Here is a 17676-nt window from a genome sequence, read left to right as displayed (position 1 = left end):
GATGCCGCCGATGCTGGGGGATCAGGCGGTGCCCATCGCGCCGTTCTGCGACACCTGAGCGTCAACAGGCGGCGTCGGCAGGTCCAGCCGGACGGTCTCGCCGGTCAGTGCAGCTTCCTGGGCGGCAAGCCCCATGGCCACCGCGCGGGCACCGTCGGCCAGCGTCACGTCGGGCGTGCCGCCGTTCCGGACGATGTCGAGGAAGCGCGCGTGCTGGTAGAAGGTCGAGCCGTTGTGGTCACCCGCGCTCAGGATCGTCGGGTCCACGGGGATGTCGACGGCCTGCGGTCCCTTGGGATTGCGGGGCGAGACGATGACCTGCGCCACGGGCGGCACGCCCAGATGCGTGGGCCAGAACCGGCCAGGTCCGGGGACCAGCGCCTCGATCTTGCCGACGGGGCCGACCGCGCTGATCTCTTCCTGATAGCGCGCGCCCTCGGCGTACATGCAAAGCTCAAGCATCGCGCGGGCGCCGCTAGCAAAATCGACGATCACGTAGCCGCTGTCCCAGATATCGGGCGCCTCGTCGCCATAGCGCTCGTCCTTGTGGTTCACCACCTGTCCGGCACTGGCCATGACGCGCACCGGCTCGGACTGAAGAATCAGGCGCATGAGGTCGAAGAAATGGCAGCATTTCTCGACCAGCGTGCCGCCGGTATAGCGGTTGAACCGGTTCCAGTCGCCGACCTTGGGCAGGAAGGGGAAGCGGTGCTCGCGGATCGTCAGCATGGTCGGCCCGCCCGTGGCAGTCTGCATCTGCTCGATCAGCGTCTGGATCGGCGGCATGTAGCGGTATTCCATGGCGACCCAGACCGGCGCAGGATAATCGGCCTCGAGCGCGGCAAGGCGCGGCGCGTCGGAGGGATGGGTGTAAAGCGGCTTCTCGATCAGCAGAGGCAAGGGCCGGATCGCGGCGATCTTCTCGAATTGCTCGACATGGAGGTGGTTGGGCGAGGCCACCAGAAGGCAATCGAGGCTGTCATCCTCCAAAAGCTCTTCGATGGAGGATTTCAGTCGCGCATTGGGCGCAATGGCCTTGGACGCATCGGCCATGTAGCGGTCGGGCTCGTAGATGGCCGCGACGCGTGCTTCAGGCAGAAGCGCGATGTTTCGCAGATGCTCCTGCCCCATCATGCCACAGCCGATGACCCCGTAGTTGATGATCTTGCTCATTCCCGTTCCTATCTGAGCCGCGAGACATAGCGCGCGACGCCCGTGTCAAACCAAGTGCGTGAGTATTCCGCTAGCGCCCCGTCCTGGGACCGGCTGAAGCGTTCGATGTATCCGGCCAATGTGCCGGGCCGCGGCGGAAAACGGTTGTCCGACCAGTCGGGGATCGGCGCTAGACCGATCCGGTCCTCAGCCCCCGAGATCCAGAGGCCCAGCCTCTGCCGGTAAAAAAGGTAGAGCGACTCCGACAGGTCCGCCTTCGACAAATGATCCGCCCAGGATCCGTCCAGCCAGATTTCCTCAAGAGCCGCAGGCGTGCCCGACAGGTGCCGAAGACGCCTGATCCGGAACGCGCGCTCAGAGGGGCCGAAATCCGGCAGGTCATCCGGTTTCGCCATACCGTCGACCGACAGCGTCATCGCCGTCGGAAGCCCGCCGCCCCCCAGAAGCTCCAGCCGGAAGAAGGCATAGACTCCAGCCGCCTCGGCGCGATGCCTGACGTAGTTGCCCGAGCCGTGGACGCGATCCAGAAGCCCCTTCTCGGTCAGGTCGTCGAGCGCCTTTCTCAGCGTCCCGATACTGACCCCGAGGTCGACCGCCATCTCGCGTTCGGGCTTCAGGCGCGCGCCATCCGCGATCCGACCGGCAGCGATCTCGCGGATCAGAAGCTCGGCGGTCTGCACGTATTTCGGTAAGGCGCTGTGATCGGCGGGCATGGCGGACCAAAGAATTGATACAGTATTGATATACATCAAAGCCGGTGCTACGCAACTGGGGAAACGACACGCCTCCGGAGATTCGTATGACAATCGTTCCCGTGACCTCCGCCGATCTGGACGCGGCCGAGGTAAGCTGGTTTTCGGCCCTGTGTTCAGATGATTACCAGTATCTGGGCGTGCCGGATGGGGCTCTGCGCTCGTCCTGGGAACATTGCCGCGACATCCTGCTGGAAGCAGAAAAGCAGGGCTTTCGGAACATCCTTTGCCCGTCTTCCTATCAGGTCGGACAGGACACGCTGAGCTTTGTCGCGGGCTGCGCGCCGCTCACTGACAAGATCAACATGCTGGCCGCCGTCCGCTGCGGCGAGATGCAGCCGATCATGCTGGCGCGGACCATCGCGACGCTGGATCACATGCTCAAGGGCCGCCTGACGATCAACATCATCTCGTCGGACTTCCCCGGCGAGAAGGCCGAGTCGAACTTCCGCTACCAGCGCTCGCGCGAAGTGGTCGAGATCCTGCGCCAGGCCTGGACACAGGACGAGATCAACTACGAGGGCGAGGTCTATAACTTCAAAAACGTGCCCACGGACCCGGCCCGCCCCTATCAGCAGAACGGCGGCCCGCTGATGTATTTCGGTGGCTACTCCCCGGCGGCGCTGGAACTGTGCGGCCAGCATTGCGACGTCTACCTGATGTGGCCCGAGACCAAGGACCAGCTTGCGCAGCGCATGAAGGACGTGCACGCCGTGGCCGAAAAATACGGCCGCACGATGGATTACGGTCTCCGCGTCCACATGATCGTGCGCGACACCGAGGCGGAGGCCAAGGAATACGCCGAACACCTCGTCTCAAAGCTGAACGACGAATACGGCAAGCTGATCCGCGACCGGGCACATGATTCCAGCTCGCTCGGCGTGTCGCATCAGGCGCGCGCGCGCGAGTTGGCCGACCAGTTCGGCTATATCGAGCCACATCTCTGGACCGGCGTGGGTCGTGCCCGCTCGGGCTGTGGCGCGGCGCTGGTGGGCTCCACCGATCAGGTTCTGTCCGAGATCGAGAATTACAAGAAAATGGGCATCCGCGCCTTCATCTTCTCGGGCTACCCCCATATCGACGAGTGCGAGTCCTTCGGCCAGCGGGTTCTACCCGAGCTGAAGACCTGCTCGCTTCCCCAGGAATACGGACGGGTGCCGTCCGAGACACCGGCAACGCCCCTCGGCGCCGGAGAAAGAAAGTAAGATGGACCGCGTAAAGATTACCGACACAGTCAGCTTCAGCCGCATCGTCTATGGCATGTGGCGTCTGGACGAGGATGACACGAGCCCGGCGCATATCCGCGCCAAGATCGACGCCTGCCTCGAACAGGGCATAACGACGATCGATCAGGCAAACATCTATGGCGGCTATACCGCCGAGGGTTATCTGGGCGGCGCGCTGAAAGAGGATCCGAGCCTCCGCGACAAGATCGAGCTGGTCTCGAAATGCGACATCGTCGCGCCGGTGGGCCGGTTCGAGGACGCGCGGGTCAAGCATTACGACACCTCGGCCGCGCATATCGCGTCCCAGATCGACCAGTCGCTTGCGGACATGGGGACAGACTATCTCGATCTGCTGCTCATTCACCGGCCCGACCCGCTGATGGACCACCACGAGACGGGACGCGCGCTGGATGACGCGGTCAAATCGGGAAAAGTGCGTGCGGTGGGTGTGTCGAACTTCAAGCCGTGGGATTTCACGCTGCTTCAATCCGCGATGGAAACCCCGCTCGCGACCAACCAGATCGAGCTGTCGCTTTCGGCCCATTCCGCCTTCACCAACGGCGACGTTGCCTTCGCGCAGGAGCGCGGACTGCCGCTGATGGCGTGGTCGCCGCTTGGTGGCGGGTCTCTCGTCGGCAAGAAAAGCGCGGGCGATCTCAGCGCGACGCTGGACCGCGTGGCCGAGGCCAACGGCACCGACACCGCCGCCGTTGCCATCGCTTGGCTTCTGGCGCATCCGTCGGGCATCCTGCCTGTGATGGGCACCAACAAGATCGCGCGGATCAAGGCATTTTCCGACGCCTTCAAGGTCGGGATGGACCGCCAGACGTGGTACGAGCTTTACACCGCCGCTCTCGGACATGAGGTTGCCTGAATGCCCGACGGAGGACACTGGCCCATGACACGTTTTACGCCCGGACCGGATACCGCACGGGATTTCCGCGATGCGCTCGGACAATTCGCGACCGGCGTCACCATCGTGACCTGCCTCTCCGAAGCCGGTCCGCTCGGCATAACGGCGAACAGCTTTGCGAGCGTCTCACTCGATCCGCCGCTGGTCCTCTGGTCGCCTGCGCGCGCCTCGAAACGCTTCTCCGCCTTCGAGGCGGCCGAGCACTACGCGATCCACATCATCGGTGAGGATCAGATCGATGTCTGCGGCCATTTCGTCAAGAACGGCACTGATTTCGACGGGCTGGACTGGCACGAGGGCGCGCATGGCGTGCCGCTTCTCGACGGCTGTCTCGCCCGCTTCGAATGCACCCGCCACGCCATCCACGACGGCGGAGATCATGCCATCATCGTCGGCCGCGTGACCGCGGCTGCCATCGGTCAGGGAAACCCTCTTCTTTTCGCGAAAGGGGCATACGGACGCTTTACAGGCGCGGGTTAACGCCCGAAGGTAAACGCAACGGCCCAATAACAAAAATACAATGGGCCGACAGGGAGGAGGCGCGTCATGGCGCTGTTGCATGGCCTTCTTTGGCCTTTTCAAACGTGGAACGACGTCGTTCTCAAGATCGGCCGCTGGATCTCTATCGTCGCCATCGCGCTGATGGTGTTCGCGATCCTGGTTCAGGTCTTCTTTCGCTACGTGCTGAATAACGCGCTGCCCTGGCCCGATGAGGCGGCGCGCTTCATGATGCTCTGGATGACCGGGCTCATGGCGCCCATGGCTTACCGCCGGGGTGGCTTCGTCGCCATCGACATGCTGATCGAGGCGCTGCCCAAGTCGGTGGGCGGCATCCTGTCCCTGATCCTTCTCGTCATCTCGGGGCTTGTTCTCGCGCTCGCCGTCTCCATCGGCTGGGGCGAGGTCACAGGCTTTTCGGGCCGCTTCACCACCGCGTCGCTCTTCGTTCCGGGCGGCGGGTCGGGCCTCTGCGAGGCGGTCGGCGCCAAGCAGATGGGTCAGACCATCTGGTGCCGGGTGCCGCGCTCCTGGATGATGGCCTCTTTCTTCATCGGCGTTCTGTTCCTGCTGATCGTCAATATCGAGCTGATCCTGAGAACGCTCATCCAACTCCTCGGCGGAGAGGTCAAAGACCTTGCCCCCGCCGAAGAAGAAATCATGGCGGAGTGAGACAATGCTGATCTGGTTCCTCCCCGTCTTCCTCGTCTTCCTGATGATCGGCCTTCCGGTGTTCTTCGGCCTGCTGGCCGCGCCCGGCATCCTTCTTTGGCTTAACGGTCAGGAAAAGGACATTACTCTTCTTTACCGCAATGTTTACAACGGGATGGACAGCTTTCCCCTGATGGCGATCCCCTTCTTCATGCTCGCGGGCGAGCTGATGAACAAGGGCGGCATTACCGAGCGGCTGGTCGAGTTCTCTCAGGCGCTGATGGGCCATCTGAGAGGCGGTCTCGCCCATGTGAACATCCTGTCCTCAATGCTTTTCGCGGGTCTCTCGGGGTCCGCGGTGGCCGACACGTCCGCTCTCGGCTCCATGCTGATCCCGGCGATGGAGAAACAGGGTTATACCCGCCGTTTCGCCGCCGCCGTTACTGCCGCCTCTTCGGTGATCGGCCCGATCATCCCGCCCTCGGGCATCATGATCATCTACGCCTATGTGATGGGCGAATCCGTTGCCGCGCTCTTCCTTGCCGGCATCGTCCCCGGCATCATGGTGGGCGTGGGCCTTATGCTCGTCGTCAAGCTGATGGCCAACCGCTACGACCTGCCCAAGGCCGAGCGGATCGTCCGGAAGGGCCAGCCCCTCACCGCGCGCGAGCACTGGGTCAGCTTCGTTCTGCTCAGGCTCAATCTCGGCTGGGTGATCTTCGCCCTCTTCCGCGGCTCGACCGGCATCGCCAGCGGCGACGAGGCCTCTGCGATCCTCGTCTGGGGCACCTTCGCGGTCTCGGTTCTTGCCGCCCACGTCCTTCTGATGAACATGCGCGGGCGGGTGGACCCAGATTTCCGCAACGTGACCAAGCGTGCCGTGGTGCCTCTGCAGACGCCGATCCTGATCCTGGGCGGCATCCTTCTCGGCGTCTTCACCCCCACTGAAGCCGCCGCCGTCGCGGTCGCCTATGCGATCCTAGTCGCCTTCTTCATCCTGAAGACGATGACGCTGGCCGACCTGCCCGACGTGCTCAGCCGGTCGGCCATGACCTCGGCGGTCGTCCTGCTTCTGGTCGGCGCCGCCATGGCCTTCAAGACCGTCGTATCGCTGTCCTACGCGCCGCAGATCCTGGCTGACTACATCCTGGCGCTTTCGGACAACCCGCTGATCCTTTTGTTCCTGATCAACATTCTTCTGTTCATCGTGGGCATGTTTCTCGATGCGGGTCCGGCGATCATCATTCTCGGGCCGATCCTCGGGCCGATCTTCGTCGAAATGGGCGTTCACCCCGTCCATTTCGCCATCATCATGAGCGTGAACCTGACCGTTGGTCTGGCCACGCCACCCATGGGGCTTGTCCTTTTCGTTGCGTCTTCGGTCGCCAATGAGAAGGTCGAAACCATCGCCAAGGCGATCCTGCCCTTCCTCGCCGTGGAAGTCCTGGTGATCTTCCTGATCACCTATGTCCCGGCCATTTCAATGACGATCCCGCGCCTGACCGGGTTCGTTCAATAACCAACAGCAATATCCAAGGGAGAATGAGATGCTGAAAGGTCTAACCAAGTCGCTGATGGTGGCGACGATGCTTGCGGGCACGGCGCTCGCCGCGCAGGCGCAGGAAATCACGCTCCGCGCCACGGCGAACTCGAACGAGAACGACGAGGACTATGACGGCCTCGTAGTCTTCAAGAACTACGTCGAACAGGCATCGAACGGCGCGATCGCCGTCGAGATGTTCATCGGCACGCAGCTCTGCTCGAACGGAGCGGAATGCCTTCAGGGCATCGCGGATGGCAATATCGACATCTATATCTCCACCTCGGGCGGCGCCTCGGGCATCTTCCCCTTCGTTCAGGTGCTCGACCTGCCCTACCTGATGGCGAATGACCGCGTCGCCGAAGGCGTCATGGCCAACGACACCGAGTTCATGGCCGCCATGAAGGAAATGACGCTCGAGAATTCGGGCGGCGCGATCCGCCTGATGACCGTCGGCAACACCGGCGGCTGGCGCAACTTCGCCAACACGCAGCGCCGGGTGGCCAAGCCTGAAGACCTCGCCGGCCTCAAGATCCGGACGGTCGTGGCCGACCTGCCGCAGGAACTGGTTCGCGCCCTCGGCGCCGCCCCGACGCCGATCCCATGGCCCGAGCTCTTCACCTCGCTGCAGACCGGCGTTGTCGAAGGCTCGAAGAACGGCATCACCGACATCATGGGCATGAAGTTCCCCGATGCCGGACTGCAGTATGTCACGCTCGACGGCCATGCCTACATGGGCGCGCTCTGGTTCATGAACAACGAACAGTTCATGGGCATGTCGGATGCGAACAAGCAGGTCGTGCTTGACGGCTTCTATGCGCTTCAGCAGGCCACCTTCGCCTCGCCCAAGCGCAAGTCGATCCAGGCCTATCAGGACTTCCAGGCCGGCGGCGGCGACCTCTACGTGCCGACGCCCGAGGAAAAGGCCGCGTTCCGCGATGCCGCCGCGCCGGTCTATGACTGGTTCAAGGCCAACGTGGACGGTGGCGAGCGCATCTTCGACGCGCTCAACGCCAGCGTCGCCGCGGTCGAGGAAGAAATCGCCGCCCAGCGCGCCGCCGACATGCAGTAAGGTCCAGCCACACGCCGGACGACCGAAGGGCGCCCCTCACCGGGCGCCCTTTTCTTTCTTCTTGGTGAAAATACTCCCGCCGGAGGCGAAACACGCCGCGAAACGGCCCACCGCGACGGGGTGAAGCCCCGGCGCAATCCCTCTCAGCGGAACGGGTACATCCAGGGTTTGTAGTCGTCGATCAGCACCTGCGCCCGCTCGATCTCTTCCCGCGTCATCCGCTTCTGAATTTCCTCCAGTGACAGAACCGCGTCGGGATCGCCCCCGATGGCCGACAGCCCGTACCAGAGATAGGCCCGCACGAGGTCCGGTGCCGGCAGGCCGAGACCCAGCTCATAATACCAGCCCAGCCCCGATTGCGCGCCCGGATGCCCCTTGAGGGAGGACCGCAGATACCATTCGAAAGCGCGCTCCGGATCGCGCTCTACGCCGAGGCCAAGGGCATACATCACGCCGATCAGCTCTTCGGCATCGGCATTCCCTGACCGCGCAGCAGGCAGAAGCGCCTCGCGCGCCTCCTCGAAGCGGCCCGCCTCCATCAGGTCGCGCGCCTCTTCGATCTCGGCGAAACCCGGGCTTGCAGAGCCCAGCAGGATCGCCAAAATCACGGCATGAACCGCCTGTTTCATATCGCGTTCCTCCTTCTTGCCGGCCCGGCGCTTGCCGCCGATCTGCCGCGCCTGCTCACCGATGCAGACTTCATCGCCTTCGACCCGGACAAGGCCAAAATCGGGCAGCTTCTTTTCTATGACAAGATCCTCTCGGGCAACCGGAATATCGCCTGCGGAACCTGCCACCACCATGACCTCGCCGGCGGTGACGGGCTGTCACTCGGAATAGGCGAAGGGGGTCGGGGGCTGGGCCCTGAACGGCTGGCAGAAGACGGCGCCGACCGCATCCGGAAGCGCATCCCGAGGAACGCGCCCGCACTCTGGAACCTTGGTGCTGTCGAGATCAAGACGCTCTTCCATGACGGGCGGCTCGAGACCTCGGACCTTTACGGCAACGGGTTCAACAGCCCGGCCGAGGAATGGCTTCCGCAAGGTCTTGAGACGATCCTTGCCGCTCAGGCGCTTTTTCCGATCACCGCCCGGTTCGAGATGGCCGGCGACCCCGAGGAAAACGAAGTCTCGGGCGCGGTCAACGACAGGGTGGACAACGCCTGGCCGATCATCGCCAAGCGGGTCCGCATCATTCCCGAATACGGGCAGATGTTCGTAGAGGCCTTCGACCATATCGACCGGCCCGAACAGGTCACCATCGTCGAGATCGGCAACGCGCTCGCGGCCTTCATCGGCACGGAATGGCGCAACCACGACAGCCCGTTCGACGCCTATCTCTCAGGTGACACGGATGCGCTCAGCCCCGAGGCCGAGGCCGGGATGGAGCTTTTCTACGGCCCCGCCGGCTGCGCCGCCTGCCACTCGGGCCCGCTTCTGAGCGATCAGGGCTTTCACGCCCTCGCCCTACCCCCCTTCGGCCCCGGCAAGACCCGCCGCTTCGACCTTCAGCCCCGCGATGTGGGGCGGATGGGCGAGAGTAACCGGATAGAGGATGCCTACAGGTTCCGCACGCCCATGCTCAGAAACGTGGCCCTTACCGCGCCCTATGGGCATAACGGCGCATATCCGACGCTCGAAGGCATTGTGCGGCACCATCTCGACCCGGTCGCCGGCTTCGAGACATGGACGCCCGACCTCGCCAAACTGCCTGCCGCGCCATGGTTCCAGGAGATCGACTTTATCGTCCGCGCCGACAGTCGCGAAATCGCACGGCAACGCGCAAAGGTCGATATCGCCCCTCTCGATCTCGACGACGCCGAGGTGGCCCGGATCGTCGCCTTTCTGGAAAGCCTGACAGGTGCCACCGCGAAAGACCGCCCGCTCGGGCGTCCCGAGACTGTGCCATCTGGTCTCACCGTCGATTGAGCCCTCGCAACCGGGCGTGGCCGGGTTAAGTCTGTCTCCCATGTTGCTCGATCTGAAAGACATTCGGAAATCCTTTGGCGAGGTGACCATACTCGACGGTGTGTCGCTGTCGCTCGACCGTGGCGAGACGCTGGCGCTTACGGGTGACAGCGGGTCGGGCAAGTCGACGCTCCTCCATATCGCGGGCGCGCTCGAACCCTTCGACACCGGCGAGGTTCTGATCAATGGCAAGGCTCTCTCCGGTCTGGGGGATGCTGGCCGAGCCGAGATCCGGCGCGACGCGATCGGGCTGATCTTTCAGCAGTTCAATCTGATCCCATCGCTGGACGTGGCGGCCAATATCGCGTTCCAGGCCCGTCTTGCGGGTCGCGAGGACAAGGACTGGACCGCGAAGCTGATCGAGCGCCTCGGCCTTTCGGACCATCTGGGCAAATACCCCGAGGAGCTTTCCGGCGGGCAGCAGCAGCGCGTCGCCATCGGACGGGCGCTGGCCGGGCGTCCTCCCCTTGTTCTGGCCGACGAACCCACAGGCAACCTGGACGAGGCGACCGGCGACGCCGTCATGGACCTGTTGTTCGAACTGACCGAGACCAGCGGTGCGGGCCTGTTGATGGTGACCCATTCGCCCCGGCTTGCCGCGCGCGCCGGACGGCGACTGCATCTTAGGCACGGAACGTTGACAGAATGACCTGGCCCGTCCTTCAGGCGCTTCTCGGCCATTGGCGGCGGCATCCGTTCCAGATGGTGACGCTGATCCTGGGCCTCGCGCTGGCCACAGCGCTCTGGTCGGGGGTGCAGGCGATCAATGCCGAAGCGCGCGCCAGCTACGACCGGGCAGCCAGCGCCATCGGCGGCGGACAGGCCGACGAGCTGATCTCACCCGATGGTCCGATCCCGCTCGCCACCTATGCCGCGCTCCGCCGTGCGGGCTGGCGCGTGAGCCCGGTGGTCGAAGGCTGGGTCGACGGACCGGGCGGCCGCGTGCGCCTGATCGGGATCGACCCTCTCAGCGCGCCACCGGGCACGCCCGCCGCCATGGCGGCAGTCGGGATAGAGGGCGGAATCCTGTCCTTCATCGGCCCACAGGGCGCGCTTCTGGCCACGCCCGCCACCGCAGAGCGGCTCGAGGGCGGTTCTCGCCCGGTCCGCGCGGTCGAGGGTCTTGCGCCCGGTCTTGCCTTTGCCGACCTGCCCAACGCGCTGGCGCTTCTTGACCGGCAGGATGTGGACCGGCTGGTGATCCACCCCGATCAGCCGCTCCGCCAGAGCCCGCTCACCGAGGTCGCCCCCGGTCTGGAGCGTGCCCGCCCCGCAACCGCCGATGATCTTGGCCGCCTGACCGACAGCTTCCACCTGAACCTGACGGCCTTCGGACTTTTGTCCTTCGCGGTGGGGCTGTTCATCGTCAACGGCGCGGTTGGCCTCGCCTTCGAGCAACGCCGCCCGATGTTCCGCACGCTCCGCGCGCTAGGCGTCTCGTCCGGGCGGCTGGTGGCGACCGTTGTGGCGGAACTTCTTGTCTTCGCGCTGGTCGCAGGGCTGATCGGCGTGGCGCTCGGCTACCTGATCGCGGCGGCGCTTCTGCCTGACGTGGCCGCGACTCTGCGCGGGCTCTATGGCGCGGCGGTCGAGGGCACGCTGACCCTGTCCCCTGTCTGGTGGCTGTCGGGACTGGCAATTGCGGTCGCTGGCACCGCGCTGGCCGCGGTCACCTCGCTCTGGGGCGTGGCGCGGCTGACCCCGCTCGCCTCCGCCCGTCCGCGCGCATGGGCGCGCGCGAACCGGCAGACCATGCTGGCGCAGCTTGCCGCAGCCCTTTTGGCGCTGATGATTGCGCTTGGCGCCGGTGTTGCGGGCCACGGTCTTCTGTCGGGGTTCATCCTGCTTGGCGGACTTCTGATCGCAGCAGCCCTCGCGCTCCCCGCCGCGCTGACCGGCTTGCTCGCGCTGGCCGGACGACAGCGCGGCACGGCGCTCCGTGAATGGTTCTGGGCCGACACGCGCCAGCAGGTGCCGGGCCTGTCGCTCGCACTCATGGCGCTCCTCCTTGCGCTGGCAGCGAATATCGGTGTGGGCACGATGGTGCAAAGCTTTCGCGACACCTTCACCGGCTGGCTCGACCAGCGCTTGGCATCCGAACTTTACGTCACCGCCGAGACCGAGGCACAGGCAGCCGAGATGCTCGACTGGCTGGACGGCCGCACCGACGCGGTTTTGCCGATCTGGGACACCGAGGGCGAGGTTCTGGGCGCACCCGCCGAGATCTATGGCGTGGTCGATCATCCGACCTATCGCGACAACTGGCCCCTTCTCGACGCCGTGCCCGATGTCTGGGACCGGATCGGCGCCGGTCAAGGCGCTCTGGTGAACGAGCAGCTTGCCCGCCGCGAAGGGCTTGCACCCGGCGATCCGCTCCCAATGCCGGGCGGCTGGACCACCGAGGTGACGGGCATCTACAGCGACTACGGCAATCCGCTTGGTCAGGTGATCCTGCCCAATGGCGTCCTCATCGAACGCTACCCGGATGTGGACCGGCTGAATTTCGGCCTCAGGATAGACCCAGCCCGCGTCGATGAGATCACAGCCGGCCTTGAGGACGAGGTCGGACTGCCGCCCGACAACATGGTGGATCAGGCTGCGCTCAAGGCGTTCTCGCTCGACGTATTCGAGCGGACCTTCGCCGTCACAGGCGCGCTCAACGTGCTGACGCTCGCCGTGGCGGGTGTCGCTATCCTGACCAGTCTTCTTACGCTGGCAAACATGCGCCTGCCGCAGCTCGCCCCCGTCTGGGCGTTGGGGGTGACGCGCGACTGGCTTGCTCGGATCGAGCTTTTGCGGTCTGTCATCCTTGCCGCGCTTACCTTCGTTCTGGCGATCCCCGTGGGGCTGGTGCTGGCCTGGGTTCTGCTGGCCGTTATCAACGTCGAGGCCTTTGGCTGGAGGCTGCCAATGCATCTCTATCCACTTGACTGGCTTTGGCTCGGCCTTCTCTCTGCCGCCGCGGCGGGGCTGGCAGGGCTCTGGCCCGCGCGGCGCCTCGCGAGCCGTCCACCATCAGACCTGATCCGGGTTTTTTCCAATGAACGCTAGGGTTTACGCGCACATCCTCTCGGTTATCGGCGTGCTACTGACGGTGCCCGGCACCGTGCTGGCGCAAGGCTTTGCGGGCCTCGGCAGCAGCGCCGTGGGCTTTGACTTGCCCGACCCGGATACCCGCTTCACATTCCCCGAGGATCATGGCGCGCACCCCGAATTCCGGATCGAGTGGTGGTACCTGACTGCGAACCTTACCGGCGCCGATGGCGAGGACTACGGCATTCAATGGACGCTCTTCCGGAACGCAATCGCCCCCGGCGGCGCACCCGAAGATCAGGTCTGGATGGCCCATGCCGCCGTCTCAGCCCCAGATATGCACCTGACCGCCGAGCGCTTCGCGCGGGGCGGTCTGGGGCAGGCCGGGGTCACGGCCACGCCTTTCGAGGCTTGGCTCGATGAGTGGCGCATGGCGGGTCCGTCACTGGCCGATGTGGACCTGACCGCGCAAGGTAGTGACTGGGCCTATGACCTGACCTTCAGCGCAACCGGCCCCTTCGTGCCGCAGGGGCAGAACGGCTATTCGGTCAAATCCGAGGAGGGGCTCGCCAGCCAATATTATTCGCAGCCCTTCTATGAGGTCACGGGCACCCTGACGCTGCCTTCTGGCGCGGTCGACGTATCGGGACAGGGCTGGCTCGACCGCGAATGGTCGTCGCAACCACTCGCCCCGGACCAGACCGGGTGGGACTGGGTGTCGCTTCATCTGGACGGGGGCGCAAAGCTGATGGGCTATCGCCTCCGCCGCGCCGATGGCACGGACTATACCGTTGGCACCTGGATCACGGCGGATGGCGCGCCGACGCCGCTGAACGACGGTGAGATCACCATGACCGATGAGCGCCGCGCCATTGTGGCGGGCCGCGACGTTCCGGTTGCCTGGGCCGTCGCGGTGCCCTCGCACGGCGTGGATATCCGGGCCGAGGCGCTGGGGGACCAGAGTTGGATGGAGGCTGCCGTCCCCTATTGGGAGGGGCCGGTCACCGTGGAAGGCAGCCATTCAGGACGCGGCTATCTGGAGATGACGGGCTATGAATGATGATTTCGGGACCCTTGACGGGACGCTGGACGCGGTCTGGTCCCGCCTGTCGAACGGGGTGACGAATGCCGATGCACCGGCGCGGACCCTTGCGCTCGCCACTGACGGTCCGGCCGTGCGGATGGTGGTGCTCCGCGGGGCGGACCGGGCGTCAGGCACTCTGACGATCTGGACCAATCGCGCTTCGGACAAGGTCTCGCAACTGGCCGGCGATCCCCGCGCCGAGGCGCTGATCTGGGACAGTGCGGCGGACTTCCAGATCCGTCTGGCGCTCGAGGTCTCGATTGCCCGGGGCGACGCCGGGACCTGGGACGCTCTCGGCCCGGGCAGCCGCGTGAACTATGCCCGTGTGCCGCCGCCGGGTGCTCGGCTGGCAGAACCGGACGCGGTGCAGGTTCAGCCCGATCCGGCCATGTTCGCCGTTCTGACCGGTCGCATTATGCGGATCGAAACGCTCCACCTGACGCGCGAGCGGCAGGCCCGCGCCCGCTTCCCGCACGGGCGATTGGACGCGGCACACTGGATCGCGCCCTGAGCGCTCTCGCCAAATCGCCGCCGCCGCGCTAGGCCATTGGCATGATGACACAAGCCGCCCTGCCCCTTGTCCGTGATGTCGTTCTTGTCGGCGGCGGTCATGCCCATGCGCTGCTCCTCCGTTCCTGGGGGATGGAGCCGGTGGCGGGCACCCGGCTGACCCTCATCAACCCTGCGCCCACGGCGCCCTATACGGGTATGCTGCCCGGCCATATCGCGGGGCATTACGGCCGCGACGCGCTGGAAATCGACCTTGTCCGTCTGGCGCGGCACGCAGGCGCGCGCCTGACTTTCGGGCGTGTGGAGGGGATAGACCGTCAGGCGCGCCGGCTTCACATCGCCGGGCGGCCGCCTGTGGCCTATGACATCGCGTCTCTGGACATCGGGATCACCTCCGCAATGCCCGACATTCCCGGCTTCGACGCTCACGCGGTGGCGGCCAAGCCGCTCGGACCCTTTGCCGAACGCTGGCGCGACTTCGTCGAGGCTGACGCGAGCCGTCCTGTCGCGGTGATCGGCGGTGGCGTTGCGGGCGTCGAACTGGCGCTTGCCATGCGTCACAGAATGACCGCGGCCGGTGCCGACCCTTCCATCCCGGTGACGGTGATCGAGGCCGCGACCGCCCTGACCGGGCTTGGTGACGGGACGCGGAGGACGATTCTGGAGGCACTGAAGGCATCTCGGATAGACCTGATCGAGGATGCGGCCATCGCGAGGATCGACGCGGAAAGCGTCCGGCTGGAGGACGGTCGCGAGGTGCCCGCTCATCTCGTAGTCGGCGCGGCCGGCGCGCGGCCCTTCGGCTGGCTGGAAGACACCGGCCTTGCCCTGACCGATGGTTACGTGGCGGTGGACGAGGCTCTGCGCTCGGTCAGCGATCCGGCAATCTACGCGGTGGGCGACTGTGCCCACCTGTCCCACGCGCCCCGCCCCAAAGCGGGGGTCTTCGCCGTGCGCGCGGCGCCGGTTCTGACCCACAACATCCGCGCCGACCTGACCGGTGGCGCACGAAAGAGCTTCCGGCCGCAGAAACACTACCTGAAACTCGTCTCGCTCGGGAAGAAGACGGCACTGGCCGAGAAATGGGGGCATTCCATAGGCGGCGATTGGGCCTGGACCTGGAAGGACCGGATCGACCGGCGCTTCATGGACCGCCTGTCGGACCTGCCCGAGATGGACCCGCCGCCTGCGCCGAAATACGCCGCGAAGAGCAGCGATGGGCCGCCCGCACCCCTTTGCGGCGGCTGCGGCGCCAAGGTGGGCGGCGGAGCGCTGACCCGCGCCCTGGCGGGTGTGGGCAGCGGGGCGCGCGACGACATCGAAACCGGCAGCGGCGATGACGCGGCGGTCGTCAGGCTGGGCGACCGGAGGCTCGTGATCTCGACCGATCACCTGCGTGCCTTCTGGGATGACCCTTATGTCATGACCCGGATCACGGTCTGCCACGCGCTTGGAGACGTCTGGGCCATGGGGGCTGAGCCGCAGGCGCTTCTGGCGCAGATCACGCTTCCGCGCATGGGCGAAGCGCAGCAGGAGGCATGGCTGGAAGAGATCGTGGCCGCGACGCAGGACATCGCCGCTGCCACCGGCGCGGCGCTTGTGGGCGGCCACACCACGATGGGCGCCGAACTGACCATCGGTTTCACGGTGACGGGCCTGCCCGCCGCGCGTCCGCTGACGATTGACGGCGCGCGTGAGGGGGACTCGCTGCTCCTGACCCGACCACTCGGGACCGGGACGCTTTTTGCCGCCGAGATGCGCAAGAAGGCGCGGGGCGAGGATATCCGCACGGCGCTTGACCTCATGGCCGAGCCGCAGGGCGACATTGCGGCCCGTCTCGCGCTTCGCGCCCACGCGATGACGGATGTGACGGGTTTCGGGCTGGCCGGGCATCTGGCGCGGATGGCAGACGCGTCAGACCTGAGCGCCGAGGTCGATCTGGCCGCCCTCCCCCTCTACCCCGGCGCCGAAGCCTTGGCAGAGGCCGGCATCCGCTCGACCATCTTTGAGGCGAACCGGAAAGACATTCTGGCCGACGTGCCGGACACGTCACGTGCCGCCCTTCTCTTCGATCCGCAGACAGCGGGAGGCTTGCTGGCGGCTCTTGCGCCGGACGACGCGACACAGGCGGTGAAAGACCTCGCCGTCCAGGGCCACGAGGCGTGGATCATCGGAGACATGAAAGCCCGCGGTCCGGTCAGCCTGACTGCCCGCTGATCACGGCGGCGATCCGGTCGGCCAACCGCTCCCGCCCATCCAGGTCCAGCGTCTCGGTCGCCACCTCGGTCATCCGCTCGGTCGTGGTCCGGGCGCGCACCTTTGCGTAGCGTGGATCGTAGTGCCGTGTGATCAGTTCGCGGGCGAGGTCACTGTACCGGCCTTCCCGCGCCATGGCCTGCCAGGCATCCACCGCCTCATGCCCCTGAAGCGGGCGCAAAAGATCCAGCCGGTCGATCCGTCCATCCGAGGCTTCGATCAGCCCGGCATAGTCTTCGACCAGGTAAGCCGCCCGCGCCTCGACCGGGGCCGTGACCTCGATCGCGGGGGCGGCTTTCATGGCGTTGAACAGCGACGGCGGCAGGATCAGGCGCCCGATCTTGCTCGATTCCGCCTCGACCACGACTGGCCGCGCCGGATCGAGCCTTGCCATTTCGGTGGCGAGCGCGGTCTCGAACGCCTTCTGCGCCGGCTGCGGCCCCTGAGACCCGAGTGCCGAGCCCTTGTGGTTGGCGAGCCCCTCAAGGTCGATGACCTGAACCCCGCGCGACGCGAGCCGGGCCAGAAGGTCCGTCTTGGCTGTGCCGGTATTTCCGTCGAGCAGGATTACGGGCGCGGGAAAGGGCCGGTCATAGAGCGCTTCCTTCACGAGCCGCCGCCAGCGCCTGTAACCGCCCTCGACCGTGTCGGCCCGCCAGCCGATCTGACCGAGGATCGACGCGAACGAGCCCGACCGCTGGCCGCCGCGCCAGCAATAGACGAGCGGCTTCCACCCGCCCTCCAGATCGGCAAGCGGCCCCTCGATATGCGTTGCCGCGTTTCGCGCGACGAGGGCCGCGCCGATCTTGCGGGCCAGAAACGGGCTTTCCTGCACGTAGATCGTGCCGACCCGCGCGCGCTCCTCGTCCGAGAGGACCGGAAGGCTGATGGCCCCCGGCACATGGTCCTCGGCATATTCCGACGGCGAGCGCACGTCGATGACCGCGTCGAACGGCGCGGCGAGGAAGTTCTGAACGGTTTCGGGCGCGAATGGCATTCGC

The 17676-nt window shown here is 65.7% G+C and carries 16 protein-coding genes; 12 read left to right on the top strand and 4 right to left on the bottom strand.

Features of this window, described 5'->3' with window-relative positions; genetic code table 11:
* Nucleotides 1–21 precede the first annotated feature (21 nt).
* Together GQ651_RS03010 and GQ651_RS03005 are read right to left on the bottom strand one after the other, a co-directional pair.
* Nucleotides 22–1173, bottom strand: a complete 1152-nt coding sequence (locus GQ651_RS03010; RefSeq protein ID WP_160762727.1) for a Gfo/Idh/MocA family protein — start codon at nucleotides 1171–1173, stop codon at nucleotides 22–24.
* Nucleotides 1174–1181: 8 nt separating this feature from the next.
* Nucleotides 1182–1886 (bottom strand): GntR family transcriptional regulator, encoded by a 705-nt coding sequence (locus tag GQ651_RS03005; protein WP_160762726.1) that lies wholly within the window; start codon nucleotides 1884–1886, stop codon nucleotides 1182–1184.
* Nucleotides 1887–1972: 86 nt separating this feature from the next.
* Between GQ651_RS03005 and GQ651_RS03000 the strand changes: the two genes are divergently transcribed.
* The 6 genes from GQ651_RS03000 (at nucleotide 1973) to GQ651_RS02975 (ending at nucleotide 7825) form a co-directional block, all read left to right on the top strand.
* Complete coding sequence (locus GQ651_RS03000) at nucleotides 1973–3130, top strand: LLM class flavin-dependent oxidoreductase (RefSeq protein WP_160762725.1); 1158 nt, start codon at nucleotides 1973–1975, stop codon at nucleotides 3128–3130.
* A 1-nt stretch (nucleotide 3131) separates the two neighbouring features.
* Nucleotides 3132–4025, top strand: coding sequence for an aldo/keto reductase (locus GQ651_RS02995; RefSeq protein ID WP_160762724.1), 894 nt, complete (start codon nucleotides 3132–3134; stop codon nucleotides 4023–4025).
* Between the two features lie 24 nt (nucleotides 4026–4049).
* On the top strand, nucleotides 4050–4544 hold the full coding sequence (locus GQ651_RS02990) for a flavin reductase family protein (RefSeq protein WP_160762723.1): 495 nt from the start codon (nucleotides 4050–4052) through the stop codon (nucleotides 4542–4544).
* 66 nt (nucleotides 4545–4610) lie between these two features.
* Nucleotides 4611–5234 carry a TRAP transporter small permease gene (locus tag GQ651_RS02985; RefSeq protein WP_160762722.1) on the top strand — a complete coding sequence of 208 codons (624 nt, stop codon included), beginning with the start codon at nucleotides 4611–4613 and terminating at the stop codon, nucleotides 5232–5234.
* 4 nt (nucleotides 5235–5238) lie between these two features.
* Nucleotides 5239–6732: a TRAP transporter large permease gene (locus GQ651_RS02980; RefSeq protein ID WP_160762721.1), complete on the top strand. Its 1494-nt coding sequence runs from the start codon at nucleotides 5239–5241 to the stop codon at nucleotides 6730–6732.
* A gap of 28 nt (nucleotides 6733–6760) precedes the next feature.
* Nucleotides 6761–7825: a TRAP transporter substrate-binding protein gene (locus GQ651_RS02975; RefSeq protein ID WP_160762720.1), complete on the top strand. Its 1065-nt coding sequence runs from the start codon at nucleotides 6761–6763 to the stop codon at nucleotides 7823–7825.
* Between the two features lie 143 nt (nucleotides 7826–7968).
* Here GQ651_RS02975 and GQ651_RS02970 read toward each other — a convergent pair whose 3' ends face one another.
* Nucleotides 7969–8454, bottom strand: coding sequence for a tetratricopeptide repeat protein (locus tag GQ651_RS02970; protein ID WP_160762719.1), 486 nt, complete (start codon nucleotides 8452–8454; stop codon nucleotides 7969–7971).
* On the opposite strand from GQ651_RS02970, the gene GQ651_RS02965 reads away from it, so the two are divergent.
* The 6 genes from GQ651_RS02965 to selD are packed head-to-tail and all read left to right on the top strand — an operon-like array spanning nucleotide 8437 to nucleotide 16636.
* Nucleotides 8437–9753, top strand: a complete 1317-nt coding sequence (locus GQ651_RS02965) for a cytochrome-c peroxidase (RefSeq protein WP_160762718.1) — start codon at nucleotides 8437–8439, stop codon at nucleotides 9751–9753. The genes GQ651_RS02970 and GQ651_RS02965 overlap by 18 nt on opposite strands.
* Nucleotides 9754–9793: 40 nt before the next feature.
* Nucleotides 9794–10441, top strand: a complete 648-nt coding sequence (locus GQ651_RS02960; RefSeq protein ID WP_160762717.1) for an ABC transporter ATP-binding protein — start codon at nucleotides 9794–9796, stop codon at nucleotides 10439–10441.
* Complete coding sequence (locus tag GQ651_RS02955; RefSeq protein ID WP_160762716.1) at nucleotides 10438–12843, top strand: FtsX-like permease family protein; 2406 nt, start codon at nucleotides 10438–10440, stop codon at nucleotides 12841–12843. The genes GQ651_RS02960 and GQ651_RS02955 overlap by 4 nt, the downstream gene beginning before the upstream one ends.
* Complete coding sequence (locus GQ651_RS02950) at nucleotides 12833–13885, top strand: lipocalin-like domain-containing protein (RefSeq protein WP_160762715.1); 1053 nt, start codon at nucleotides 12833–12835, stop codon at nucleotides 13883–13885. Before GQ651_RS02955 ends, GQ651_RS02950 begins: the two co-directional genes overlap by 11 nt.
* The gene (locus GQ651_RS02945; RefSeq protein WP_160762714.1) at nucleotides 13878–14420 is read left to right on the top strand and encodes a PNPOx family protein; all 543 of its coding nucleotides are present in this window, start codon (nucleotides 13878–13880) and stop codon (nucleotides 14418–14420) included. Before GQ651_RS02950 ends, GQ651_RS02945 begins: the two co-directional genes overlap by 8 nt.
* Nucleotides 14421–14461: 41 nt before the next feature.
* Nucleotides 14462–16636, top strand: a complete 2175-nt coding sequence (selD, locus tag GQ651_RS02940) for a selenide, water dikinase SelD (RefSeq protein WP_227257941.1) — start codon at nucleotides 14462–14464, stop codon at nucleotides 16634–16636.
* Here the strand turns inward: selD and mnmH are convergent.
* The gene (gene mnmH / locus GQ651_RS02935) at nucleotides 16617–17672 is read right to left on the bottom strand and encodes a tRNA 2-selenouridine(34) synthase MnmH (RefSeq protein ID WP_160762713.1); all 1056 of its coding nucleotides are present in this window, start codon (nucleotides 17670–17672) and stop codon (nucleotides 16617–16619) included. The genes selD and mnmH overlap by 20 nt on opposite strands.
* Between the last annotated feature and the right edge of the window lie 4 nt (nucleotides 17673–17676).

Origin of the sequence: Kangsaoukella pontilimi (assembly GCF_009830125.1) — a bacterium.
Classification (GTDB): domain Bacteria; phylum Pseudomonadota; class Alphaproteobacteria; order Rhodobacterales; family Rhodobacteraceae; genus Kangsaoukella; species Kangsaoukella pontilimi.
This window is presented reverse-complemented; position numbering and strand designations above follow the sequence as displayed.